11 protein-coding genes, 1 tRNA gene and 1 riboswitch are annotated in these 12,322 nt (G+C 46.2%); of the genes, 8 read left to right on the top strand and 4 right to left on the bottom strand.

Annotated elements, in window-relative coordinates; all coding sequences use genetic code 11:
- The first annotated feature begins 175 nt into the window (after positions 1 to 175).
- On the top strand, positions 176 to 682 hold the full coding sequence (locus V6C21_RS08225; protein ID WP_034843922.1) for a flavin reductase family protein: 507 nt from the start codon (positions 176 to 178) through the stop codon (positions 680 to 682).
- A gap of 504 nt (positions 683 to 1,186) precedes the next feature.
- On the opposite strand, the gene V6C21_RS08220 is transcribed toward V6C21_RS08225, so the two are convergent.
- On the bottom strand, positions 1,187 to 2,467 hold the full coding sequence (locus V6C21_RS08220; protein WP_045085744.1) for a glycoside hydrolase family 18 protein: 1,281 nt from the start codon (positions 2,465 to 2,467) through the stop codon (positions 1,187 to 1,189).
- Between the two features lie 238 nt (positions 2,468 to 2,705).
- Positions 2,706 to 2,807, top strand: a riboswitch (THF riboswitch).
- Between the two features lie 70 nt (positions 2,808 to 2,877).
- Between V6C21_RS08220 and V6C21_RS08215 the strand changes: the two genes are divergently transcribed.
- The gene (locus tag V6C21_RS08215) at positions 2,878 to 3,390 is read left to right on the top strand and encodes a folate family ECF transporter S component (RefSeq protein WP_052659892.1); all 513 of its coding nucleotides are present in this window, start codon (positions 2,878 to 2,880) and stop codon (positions 3,388 to 3,390) included.
- A 30-nt stretch (positions 3,391 to 3,420) separates the two neighbouring features.
- Here the strand turns inward: V6C21_RS08215 and V6C21_RS08210 are convergent, their stop codons facing one another.
- On the bottom strand, positions 3,421 to 3,612 hold the full coding sequence (locus V6C21_RS08210; protein ID WP_479268779.1) for a hypothetical protein: 192 nt from the start codon (positions 3,610 to 3,612) through the stop codon (positions 3,421 to 3,423).
- A gap of 118 nt (positions 3,613 to 3,730) precedes the next feature.
- Between V6C21_RS08210 and V6C21_RS08205 the strand changes: the two genes are divergently transcribed.
- Complete coding sequence (locus tag V6C21_RS08205; RefSeq protein ID WP_034843933.1) at positions 3,731 to 5,497, top strand: phosphoenolpyruvate carboxykinase (GTP); 1,767 nt, start codon at positions 3,731 to 3,733, stop codon at positions 5,495 to 5,497.
- 143 nt (positions 5,498 to 5,640) lie between these two features.
- Here V6C21_RS08205 and gltX read toward each other — a convergent pair whose 3' ends face one another.
- Complete coding sequence (gene gltX / locus V6C21_RS08200) at positions 5,641 to 7,104, bottom strand: glutamate--tRNA ligase (RefSeq protein WP_479268778.1); 1,464 nt, start codon at positions 7,102 to 7,104, stop codon at positions 5,641 to 5,643.
- 192 nt (positions 7,105 to 7,296) lie between these two features.
- Here gltX and V6C21_RS08195 point away from each other — a divergent pair, with 192 nt between their 5' ends.
- The 5 genes from V6C21_RS08195 (at position 7,297) to V6C21_RS08175 (ending at position 11,620) form a co-directional block, all read left to right on the top strand.
- Entirely contained in the window at positions 7,297 to 8,484 is a 1,188-nt protein-coding gene (locus V6C21_RS08195; protein ID WP_034843936.1) for an aminotransferase-like domain-containing protein, read from the top strand.
- A 36-nt stretch (positions 8,485 to 8,520) separates the two neighbouring features.
- Complete coding sequence (trpS, locus tag V6C21_RS08190; protein WP_034843938.1) at positions 8,521 to 9,531, top strand: tryptophan--tRNA ligase; 1,011 nt, start codon at positions 8,521 to 8,523, stop codon at positions 9,529 to 9,531.
- 91 nt (positions 9,532 to 9,622) lie between these two features.
- Entirely contained in the window at positions 9,623 to 10,786 is a 1,164-nt protein-coding gene (locus V6C21_RS08185; protein WP_479268777.1) for an MraY family glycosyltransferase, read from the top strand.
- A complete protein-coding gene (locus tag V6C21_RS08180) occupies positions 10,758 to 11,468 on the top strand; it encodes an endonuclease (protein WP_479268776.1) in 711 nt (236 codons plus the stop codon). Before V6C21_RS08185 ends, V6C21_RS08180 begins: the two co-directional genes overlap by 29 nt.
- A gap of 75 nt (positions 11,469 to 11,543) precedes the next feature.
- Positions 11,544 to 11,620, top strand: a tRNA-Arg gene (locus V6C21_RS08175).
- A 221-nt stretch (positions 11,621 to 11,841) separates the two neighbouring features.
- Here V6C21_RS08175 and spoIIID read toward each other — a convergent pair.
- Positions 11,842 to 12,093, bottom strand: coding sequence for a sporulation transcriptional regulator SpoIIID (gene spoIIID, locus V6C21_RS08170; protein ID WP_034843941.1), 252 nt, complete (start codon positions 12,091 to 12,093; stop codon positions 11,842 to 11,844).
- Positions 12,094 to 12,322 lie beyond the last annotated feature (229 nt).

Here is a 12,322-nt window from a genome sequence, read left to right as displayed (position 1 = left end):
TGCAGGAGTAATTTTGGCTCAATATACATTATTTGCCATTAATTATATCATGAAATGTCTGCTAAATAAAGAATTTTCACGGCTATATAAATATTTTCGCTGATAAATTCTTTAAATCGCTAATAGATTTGCATATAATGTATTTAATGATACGAAATAATTGGGGGAAAATCAAATGGGAATATTTAACGAAATTAAGCCTCAAAAACTGCAGGGCAATATTTTTGATATGATAGGCCGCCAATGGATGCTCATAACAGCCGGAATACCGGGGGACTTCAACACGATGACCGCAAGCTGGGGCGGCGCCGGCATACTTTGGGGAAAAACTGTGGCAATAAGCTTTATTCGTCCGCAAAGATACACATATCAGTTCATGGAAAAGTACAACCACTACACACTCAGCTTCTTCGGAGAGGAATACCGCGAGGCGCTCAACATATGCGGTTCCCGCTCTGGGCGCGACACTGACAAGGTCAAGGAAACCGGCCTTACCCCGGTGGACATCGGCGACGCAGTTTACTTTGATGAGGCGAGCGTTGTATTTATTTGCAGAAAACTTTACGCTCAGGACTTGACCCTTGACAATTTCATCGACAAGGAAATTGCTCGCACATATTCTGGCACCGATCTGCACCGTACCTATATCGGCGAAATTGAAAGGGTTCTTATTAAAGAATAATAAATTGCAGTTAATAATATTAAAGAGCCGCCCCTCCGGGAGCGGCTCTTTAATATTATTAACTTATGGGTTGAAACACTACCGCAAATCGCTGAATTTTGATCCTTTGGGATTCAAATAGAGCCTCATTTCACGATAATGCTTCAACCTCTACAGCAAGTTCAATCAGAACACAGGCTTATTGTTTTAAACCTCCTTCTAATCGCATTTGCCTGCGACCGAAGAGCCCGGTCAAACATTAGCCTGTATATGCGGTACTTACCGCCCTGTCTTCAGTCTTTTTAAAAAGCTGATATTTACAGATGGGACAGGCAAAATTCCATGTTCTCACGGGCTCTTCGCTCGCCTTCTTTACTATCCATGGGACTCGCCTCCAACCAATCTGTATTACCTTTTTTCTGATTCCATAATATCACTCGATTTGTGATTTGTCAATAATAAATTCAATAATTGTTATAAAAATATATTCAATATTGACATATAAAATCGTCAATAGATGTCGAATTAAATTACCTTCCTTATATTATACATCGAATTAAGTACAAGCAGGTTCTGCGGGAATGGGCGCTCAATTGTCCAGTAGCTTATTCCGGCGAGGTTATATTCGTCTACCAGCATCAGTTTCGCCCTTATGCTGCGGGCATCTTCAAACCAGACAACATGCTGGCGGCGCTGGTCGTCGTAATAGTTATAGTAAGGTGACTGGGCCGACTCATCGAATTTGATTTCTGCCCGGTTGCGGAAAGCGCGGTTTACCGCTTCGATATTCGAGAATGTAGTGGCAAGGGTACCGCGCCTGTACGGGAGAACCCAGTCATAGCCATAGTTCGGTATGCCCATCAGTATTTTATTGCGCGGGATTACGGTTACGGCATAGTCGAGAACCCGCCGTACTTCTCTCAGCGGCGCCACCGCCTGCGGAGGCCCGGCGAGATATCCCCACTCATAGGTCATAAGTATAACGCGGTCAGCAATTCTTCCGTGGGCCGGATAATCATGTGCCTCATACAGAAGGCCCTGCTGATCCCCTGACAGTTTCGGCGCCAACGCCGTCAATACTATGTAGCCCAAAGCGTTCAAGCGTTCAGTGATTTTTTGCAGGAAGTTATTGTAATTCTCTCTGTCGCTCGGGTAAACGTATTCAAAATCTATGTTGAGCCCATAGTAATTCTTCTCGCGCAAAGTATTGACCACATTGTTTATAAGGGTATCCTGCACGCTTTCACTCGCGAAGATTGCGCTTGCGATATCGCTGCTGAATCCGCCGGATTCTCTGATATTCGCGATAACCATTATCGGTGCGACTCTGTTTTCACGCGCAATCTGTATCCATTTTTCGTCGTCGATATTGGTTAAGCTGCCGTCGGAATTTACCTGATAACTGAAAATCGAAAGATATGTAAGTAAAGGAAGCGCCGGCCTGACAACACTCTCGTCGGAGCCGGGGAAGATATACCCGTTTACTTCAATGGTCCCCAGTTTTCTCTCGGTACCGGGAATGACTATAACCTGCCCCGGAAAAATGCGCCCGTCCGCCCCGATATTGGGATTTGCGCTGAAGATTGCGTTTTGGGTGACGCCGAATCTTCTGGCAATTGAATAGATTGTGTCTCCGCTGCGGACCGTATAGTTTTGGTCTGTTGTGGGAATGACCAAAGTTTGGCCTACAACCAGTTGTGACGGATTGAGCAGCCCGTTAGGCTCTATAATGCTTTGGGGCGTTACCCCGAATGCCCTTGCAATTGAATAGATACTGTCACCCGGCCTTACGACATAAACGGTCAAAATAATCACTGTCCTTTGCAAAAAAATCTTTATGAAAAAAACAGTTTAATTTGCACATAATGATATACGTCTTTAGTAGCATATGAAACACTGCCCGGTTTTGCTACAGAAATGCCTTTAAAACTTTTCGACAAATAGTTACAAACAGCTTTCCTGCTGCCGAACCTTCTTATTATGTAAATTCAGGCAAAGCGCTTTTATTTGACATATAGAAAAATAAACCCTATAATAATACACAGGCAAAGTAGATTGCTGCGCGTTAAGTGCCGGATGGACGGGAAGTTGCCGTCCGGACGAAAAATCCTCGTGATTTGCGGTGCAGCTTTCGCATTCCGTTGCCACAATTAAGGATAGGCACAACTTTCCTATTTGTGGTAATTACCACTTTGATGAGGGAGGTCGTTATTTTTTTGAAAAAAACCAAAAAAATTGTTTTAATGGGGCTTCTTATCGCCCTTGATGTCATTGCGGCATCTTTTTTGACCATCAAGATGACATATCTGAGAATAGGCACATCGTTCATACCCGTTTCATTTACGGGTTTGATATTCGGGCCGCTGCTCGGCGGCATCGGTGCGGGGATTGCAGACGTCGTGCAGTTTTTGTTATTCCCCTCAGGTGCCTTTATTCCAGGAATAACCCTCGATTCATTTTTGTCAGGCGCAGTTTATGGATTATTGCTGCATAAAAAGCGCCCCGCCCTTTGGCGAACTTTCACAGCAGCGGCAATAAACCAGCTCGTTATAAGCGGCGTTTTGACAACGTTCTGGCTGTACCTCGCTATCCCGGGAAATACATTTTCCGCACTTTTTATCACAAGAATCATAAAATGCCTCATTATGACGCCGATTGAAACGGTCGTCATCTACGGTATGTGGCAGCTTAAAGAACGGACAAAGGTATTTAGCCGCGTCAGCCTTTAAGAAAAATATCTGCCGGGTCCGGTTTAAAACTTAAACCGGATCTTTTTTGCCCTCAGTAAATATTAACGGCAACACAGCATAAACAGTATTAAGAGGTGCAAAGGCAAGCCTTGGAACGACATTTTTAGCGTCAATATATGCAAACCCGCGGGCATACTTCTTTGAGGTTGCAATTTTTATCCAAAGAATATTTATGATATATCTATTGCACTCATCAATCAAAATTGCCCGACAAGTCCGACTAATCAGTTTAATTTTTGAATAATCGCATATTAAATCTTGCAAAAAGTGAAACGTTAATATATAATTATGCTAACAGCTATTCGAAAGGAGACGCAGAATGCTTAAGAACAGTTACCTCAAAAAATGGATTGAAGATATGGCAGCTTTGACGAACCCGAAAGAAGTTGTACTTATAGACGGCAGTGAAGAACAGCTCGAAGCTCTGCGCCGCGAAGCAGTTGCTTCAGGCGAAATTATAAAATTAAATGAAGAGAAGCTGCCGGGTTGTTATCTGCACCGTTCTGCACAAAACGACGTGGCACGCGTTGAGGATCGTACCTTTATCTGCACCCGCAGCAAAGATGACGCTGGACCTACAAACAACTGGATGGACCCGAAGGAAGCCTATGAAAAGCTCGGAAAGCTCTTTAAAGGCTCAATGACCGGAAGGACGATGTACGTAATCCCCTATTCAATGGGACAGATTGGGTCTCCGTTTGCGAAAATAGGCGTTGAGCTGACTGACTCTATATATGTTGTGCTCAGCATGAACATAATGACAAGAATCGGGGAAAAAGTCCTTGAAGCACTCGGCGACAGCGACGATTTCGTAAAGGGCCTCCACTCAAAGGCACAGCTCGACGCTGAAAACCGCTACATATGCCACTTCCCCGAGGACAACACAATCTGGAGTGTAAACTCTGGCTACGGCGGAAACGTTCTGCTGGGCAAAAAATGCTTTGCCCTGCGCATTGCGTCATACCTCGGTAAAAAAGAAAACTGGATGGCTGAGCACATGCTTATCCTCGGTATCCAGAATCCTCAAGGCGAAGTCAAATATATCTGCGCCGCATTCCCCTCTGCCTGCGGCAAAACTAACCTTGCAATGCTTATCCCGCCTGAGATATACCGCAAACAGGGCTACAAGGTTTGGTGTGTCGGCGACGATATTGCGTGGCTCAGAATCGGGCCTGACGGCAGGCTTTGGGCTATCAACCCCGAAAACGGCTTCTTCGGCGTCGCGCCCGGCACAAACGCCAAATCTAATCCGAATGCCCTTGAAACCACGCGCCGCAACACAATTTTCACAAACGTCGTTTATGACGCCGATAACGGCACTGTTTGGTGGGAAGGCCTTGACAAAGACCCGCCGAAGAACGCTATCAACTGGAAGGGCGAGAAGTGGGATCCTGCTTCAGGCGAAAAGGGCGCCCACCCCAACAGCCGCTTTACTGCGCCGGCACGCAACTGCCCCTGCATCAGCCCTGAGTTTGACAACCCGCAGGGCGTTCCGATCTCAGCCATTATTTTCGGCGGACGCCGCGCCAAAACTGCCCCGCTGGTTTACCAGTCCTTTGACTGGGAGCACGGCGTGTTCGTCGGCTCAATAATGGCGTCTGAGACAACAGCCGCCGCCGCAGGAAAGGTCGGCGTTGTGCGCCGCGACCCGATGGCTATGCTTCCGTTCTGCGGCTATCACATGGGCGACTATTTTGCACATTGGCTTGAAATGGGCAAAAAAATTCCGAATCCGCCAAAAATCTTTAACGTCAACTGGTTCCGCACCGACGACGAGGGCAATTTCATCTGGCCGGGATACGGCGACAACATGAGAGTCCTGATGTGGATTCTTGACCGCTGCGAAGGCAAAGCCAAAGCAGTCGAAACACCTATCGGATATGAGCCTCTGCCTGAGGACATTGAAACCGAGGGGCTTTCAATCGGCACTGATACGATTAAAGAGCTTTTGAAAGTCGATCCCGCCCTCTGGAAAGAAGAAATCAAGGGTATCAAAGAGTTCTACGCGAAATTCGGCTCAAGGCTGCCGAAAGAACTGTTAAAACAGCTCGAGGCCCTTGAAGACAGAATTAACAAGGCTGAATAATTCTTTCGCTTATCACTGGAAAACCTCAAATAGATAGGCTTAACCCCTTATAAAATAACGGTCTGTATTACCAAAAATAATACAGACCGTTATTTTATGCGATATAAGGTTTTACTGCGGCAAGCGCAACACTTTAAAGTCCATTACTGCACTTTTTTAAGAAGCTCAATGCCTTTGTCTATGCGGGAAAGGGATTCGTCTCTGCCCAGCATGACGGCGATTTCAACAGCGCCGCCCGGAGTAAACTGCTTGCCGGAAAGAGCTACGCGCACAGGCCACAGCACTATGCCGTTTTTAACCTGAAGCGACGCGGCAAGCCCGAACAAAGCTTCGTGTATGTTGTCACGCGTCCAGTCGGTCAGCTTTTCAAGAACAGCCTTTGCTTCCTTGAGCGAGGAAAGCGAATTCTGATAGTTGGTCTTCATCTTCTTGCTGACATAAAGGTCGGCAGAATAATCAGGGAGTTTGTCAATAAAGTCGAGCTGTTCTGGAATGTCCGAAAGCTTTACACAGCGCGGCTGAAGCACCTCTGCAATCAATTTTGTGTCAGTCTCGGACTTTACGCCCTTCTTTATCCACGGCAGGGCGATTTCATGGAACTTTTCGAGGCTCATCGCGCGGATATATTCGCCGTTTATCCAATCGAGCTTGTTGTTGTCAAAGATAGCCGGCGATTTTGAAATACCTGATATATCAAACACTTTGACCATTTCAGGCAGTGTGTATATCTCCCGTTCTCCTCCTGGGCTCCACCCGAGCAGGGCAATATAATTTAAGACAGCCTCAGTGAGATACCCTTTGTTTATAAGGTCTTCATACGACGCGTCGCCATTGCGCTTTGACAGCTTCTGGGTCGCGTCCTTCATAACGGGCGGGCAGTGGATATAAGTCGGAATCTCCCAGCCAAAGGCTTCATAAAGCAGGTTGTATTTCGGTGTCGATGAGAGATACTCGATACCGCGGACGACATGGGTTATGCCCATCAGATGGTCGTCGATAACGTTTGCAAAGTTATAAGTCGGCAGGCCGTCCGTTTTGATAAGAATATTGTCGTCCAATGTTTCATTAGGCGCAGTGATATCGCCGAAAACCTCGTCGTGGAATGTAGTTTCGCCTGTCTCCGGGATTTTCTGCCTTATAACGTACGGCACGCCCTTTGCCAGCAGTTCGTTAACTTCCTCTTTTGAAAGGTGGCGGCAATGCCCGTCGTATTTGTTCGGCATACCGGACGCTTCATGAATACGGCGTATCTCTTCGAGGCGTTCCTTTGTGCAGAAGCAGTAATAAGCGCCGCCGCGTTCAACCAGCTCCTCGGCATACTTTTTGTAGATGTCGCGCCGCTGGCTCTGGATATACGGGCCAACCGGGCCGCCGATATCAGGGCCTTCGTCCCAGATAAGTCCCGTATCCTTCAGCGTTTTGTAGATTATGTCTACCGCGCCTTCGACATAGCGTTCCTGGTCGGTGTCCTCAATGCGCAGAATGAATTTTCCGCCCTTTGACTTTGCAATAAGATATGCGTAAAGCGCTGTGCGAAGATTGCCGACGTGCATATAGCCTGTGGGGCTCGGCGCAAATCTGGTTCGCACCTCGTCTTTGTTAAACATTCTTTTCCCTCCGAAATCTTCCTCTTTTACAGCAATTATGATATTAATACTTCACAATTTAAAATCAGCATACTTAATATAATACATTTCTGGGTGTGTTATTGTCAAGACAATGCCAATGTGATAAAATAATGTTTAATAATCTCCTTACATAGTTTTCTATGTTAGTTTTTATGAGAAGGACTTGATAGCATGGATTATAGGTTTTCCGACCGCATATCTTCTTTAAAACCGTCGCTTATCCGCGAGATACTGAAAAACACCTCAGGATCCGATGTGATCCCATTTTCCGCCGGAAATCCCTCGCCTGAATCTTTCCCGGTAAAGGCCTTGAAGGAAATAGCCGACGGAATTTTTAATGACGACGCGACAACCGCACTCCAGTACGGCATTTCTGAGGGCTATACCCCGCTTAGGGACGCGCTGAAAGAACGTATGAAGAAAAAATTCAATTCCGGCAGGGATTTTGACGACCTCATTATCGTCTCCGGCGGTCAGCAGGGCATTGAACTGGCGTGCAAGGTTTTATGCAACGAAGGTGATACGGTCCTCTGCGAAAATCCAAGCTTCATAGGAGCAGAAAATGCTTTCCGCTCATATAATGTTAACCTGCGCGGCGTTGAACTTGAGAACGACGGCATTAATATTGAAAAACTTGAAAATGCGTTAAAAACCGAAAAAAATGTCAAGATTCTATATTTGATACCAACTTTCCAAAACCCCATGGGCATAACCACTACCCTTGAAAAAAGAAAGGCCATCTATGAACTTGCGAAAAAATATGGCGTTATGATTATTGAAGACAATCCCTACGGCGACCTGCGCTTTGAAGGTGAGGAAGTCCCGACCTTAAAGTCACTTGATACCGAAGGGCTGGTTATCTACTGCGGTTCCTTCTCAAAAATCCTCTCCGCGGGTATCCGCGTCGGTTACGTCCTTGCTCCAAGCGAAGTCATACAAAAGATGGTCGTCGCAAAACAGGTTTCTGATGTTCATACCAACCTGTTCTTCCAGATGGCTGCCTATCGTTTCATGACCCAATACGGTATGGAAACACATATTGATAAAATACGTAAACTGTATAAACACAAATCCTCGCTTATGATAAACAGCCTCGAAAAGGCGCTGGCCGGCAGGGCGGCAATAACACACCCGCAGGGCGGGCTGTTCCTGTGGTGCACATTGCCCGACAACGTAAAGATGCTGGACTTCTGCAAAAAGGCCTCCGAAAACAAGGTGGCCGTCGTCCCCGGAATCGCATTCTGCGTATCTCCCGACGACTACTGCAACTCCATAAGGCTTAACTATTCCACTCCGTCCGACGAGCAGATAGTAAAAGGCTGCGAAATCCTAGGCAAAGTTCTTGATAGCTACTATTGATTGGTATAAATTTGTTCTTATTTAAGGTGTGATTCGATGGAAGAAACTCAAAATAAAAAGACGATATTCAGCGGCATTCAGCCGTCCGGTATACCGACGCTGGGCAATTATCTCGGCGCGCTTCAGAATTGGTGCAAATTTCAGGACGATTACAACTGCATTTACTCAGTTGTCGATTTGCACGCGATAACAGTAAGGCAGGACCCGGCAACCTTGCGGCACAGGACCCTTGAGCTGGTTTCACTCCTGCTCGCCTGCGGCATTGACCCGAATAAAAGCCTTCTGTTCATCCAGAGCCATGTGCCGACCCATGCACAGCTTGCCTGGGTTTTAAACTGCAACACTCAATTTGGCGTCCTCTCCCGCATGACACAGTTCAAGGAAAAAGCAGCTTCCCACGCCGATAATGTAAACGCCGGGCTGTTCACCTATCCTACGCTTATGGCGGCTGACATCCTGCTCTATCAGGCGGACGCAGTGCCTGTCGGAGCTGACCAGAAACAGCACCTTGAGCTTGCCCGCGACTTGGCTCAGAGATTCAACGGGATTTACGGCGACACATTTAAAGTGCCCGAACCGCTTATCCCGAAGGTTGGAGCCCGCATAATGTCGCTTCAGGACCCCACCAAAAAGATGTCAAAGTCTGATGAAAACCAAAACGCCTTTATCTCAATGCTTGACCGCCCTGATGACATCATGCGCAAATTCAAAAGGGCCGTAACTGATTCAGAAGCCGTTGTTGCTTACCGCGAACACAAAGCCGGAATAAACAACCTGATGTCTATATATAACGCCGCCACCGGCAAATCCTTTGAACAGATTGAAGCTGAATTTGAAGGCCGCGGATATGGAGACTTCAAAAAGGCAGTCGGTGAGGCCGTCGTCGAACTCTTAAGACCCATTCAAGAAAAATATGACGACTACATGAAGAACAAAGACTATCTTGCGGACGTCTATACCAAGAGCGCCGAAAAAGCGCTTTATATCTCAACCAAAACTCTGAATAAAGTCTATAAAAAGGTTGGATTCGTAAAACGGGAATTTTAAGGGACAATTAGCGGACATTAAATATGTCCGAATATGAAGCTTCGCAAGGTGGTAATTAATGTTATCTGCTATTGCTCAATTAAGTTATAGTGTGAAGCAGTCAATTGTTATATTAGCGTCCCTATTCCTATCATCAATCATCGCCTATTTATCCACCCCTTTAGCTATAAAATTCGCCCGCAAAATAGACGCTGTCGACGTTCCGGCTGACAACCGGCGTATGCACAGCAAGCCAATCCCGCTCTTGGGCGGATTGGCCATAATAGTGGCTTTTCTCATCACAGCGACGGTAATGATGCGGTATCACCGGCTTTTATGGCAGATATTGCCCGGAGCGCTCATTATCGCTTTGCTCGGTATTATTGACGACAAACACCCTCTTCCCGCATGGCCTAAACTTCTGGTTCAGTGCGTTGCGGCTGCTCTGCCGATTGCCGTCAATCCTAAGATAGTCATCGAGTCCATTTCCGGATTCAACATCTTTGGAATTAACACAATACATTTCGGCGCTTTCGCAATCCCGGTGACAATATTGTGGATTATCGGCATAACAAATGCCATAAACTTCATTGACGGGCTCGACGGGCTTGCAGCAGGTATTTCCACGATAGCCTCAATTTCGATGTTGATTGTAGCCATCATAAAAATGTCTGTCGACCCCAATGAATACAGCGTTGCTATCCTGACAGCAGCCCTTGCCGGCGGCTGTCTCGGCATACTTCCCTACAATAAAAACCCCGCGAAGGTGTTTTTAGGGGATACGGGCGCGACATTTTTGGGGTACACTCTCGCTGTTATCTCAATTCAGGGGCTCTTTAAGACATATACCGCTGTTTCGTTCGCGGTTCCTATCCTTGTCTTGGGACTGCCGATTATTGATATATGCGCCGCCGTGGTTCGGCGGCTCAAGGAGCACAAATCGCCGTTTGCCGCAGACCGCTGCCACATACATCACAAGCTCATCGATAAAGGGCTTGACCAAAAACAGGCTGTCGGTCTGCTGTATTGTGTAAGCGCCATACTGGGTATTTCGGCTATCATATTCGCAGCCTTTGATTCCTCGACAGGCTGGCTTTTCCTGCTCGGTGCAGTCGGGCTTATCGCTGAAATCTGCATTCTCGCCATACCGAATAGCAAAAATGCAAATGACGAAAGTAACATCGTCCCTGACACTGATGGCAAGGCGGGTGGGGAAATTATCAATACAGACAATGTGGCTGGAAGGATTGACGAGAACAACCGTGATGAATCTTAAAGACATTTTCGAAAAACTCTACAAAGCTTATGGCCCCCAGCACTGGTGGCCGGCAGAAACGCCGTTTGAAATGATGACCGGGGCGATTTTAACGCAGAACACCGCATGGTCAAACGTCGAAAAGGCTATCCTGAATTTTGGCGGCAGACTCTCACCAGAATTTGTGTTAGGCATAGACACAGAAGAGCTTGCTCAGATTATAAGGCCCAGCGGATTTTTCAATCAGAAGGCACAGCGATTAAAACACCTCGCAGAATGGTTCAAAATATATGATTTCGATATAGACCGCATTAAGTCCCTTGACCCCGAAAGCATAAGGCAGGAGCTTTTGTCAATCTCCGGTGTAGGCCCCGAGACCGCAGATTCCATCATGCTCTATGCGTTTGATTTTCCCTATTTTGTTGTCGACGCATATACCCGCCGCATTTTCTCAAGGCTGGGTTTTGAATTGCCTGACGGCTATGAAGAAATACGCAGCCTGTTTGAAAATAGTCTTGAACGCGACGCCGATCTGTTCGGCGAATATCATGCGTTGATTGTCAGGCTTGCCAAAGAGCACTGCAAAAAGGTGCCCGACTGCAGCGGATGTCCGCTCAGCGACATTTGCAGATATAAATTACTGACGTGCGAAAATAAAACCATTATCAATGATAGGGTTGACAAAACAGCTTTATTAGTGTAATATAGAAAAGCTTCAATAATAAGTTCTTCTCTTGAAACCGGTGTACCGCAATTTATAGCAGTTATCCACATATCCGACTTCGTAGCTCAGCTGGATAGAGCGTCCGCCTCCTAAGCGGAAGGCCGGCGGTTCGAATCCGCCCGAGGTCACCAAGCTAACAGCCCCATGAAGCATGAGTTCATGGGGCTGTTCGTGTTTTTATTTATACCATATGAAAAGCCCCGTACCCAACAGGGTATGGGGCTTTTCATTTTGTAAAACATAATATCCCCGCCGGTCAAGGCCGGCGGGGATTAATTTTACCCTAATATATTTTGTCCTTATATTTAAATTGCATTAAACTATCTCTATCCACACGTCACCCCTTTCACAGTTAGACGTCATGTCTGTACTTTCTGCGGGTAGCCATCCCCCCTCTTATATGCCTTTGAGCTTTATTTATATCAAGAACATGCTTAACCTCCACATAAAGTTGGGGGTTAAGTTTTTTTAGACGTTCTGAAACATCTTTATGTACGGTTGATTTGCTGACCCCGAATTTTTTTGCGGCCCCACGCACCGTGGATTTATTCGCAATGATATATTCACCGAGCTCTACGGCCCGCTCTTCCACGATCCCTTTCAATAAAACCCCTCCTAAAACCGTATCGCTAAATGTATATGCAAAGTTATTGTCCGGTATGTAATGCTGACAAACAGTTATCTTGGGTAAAATCCAGGTTATGGTTTTATTGAAAGAGGATGTCTTGAATTCTATTGTACTAAAGTGTATATTAATAATGGGTTATATTTGGCAAATTACCTTTTTTAGTTTCCTATTGTACCAAAAAGCATCAAGATTATGCTTTTTATGC

It is taken from the genome of [Clostridium] cellulosi (assembly GCF_036762875.1).
Taxonomy (GTDB): Bacteria; Bacillota; Clostridia; order Oscillospirales; family Ethanoligenentaceae; genus Ruminiclostridium_D; species Ruminiclostridium_D cellulosi.
The sequence above is the reverse complement of the archived record's forward strand: the minus strand, read 5'-3'. Positions and strand labels throughout refer to the sequence as shown.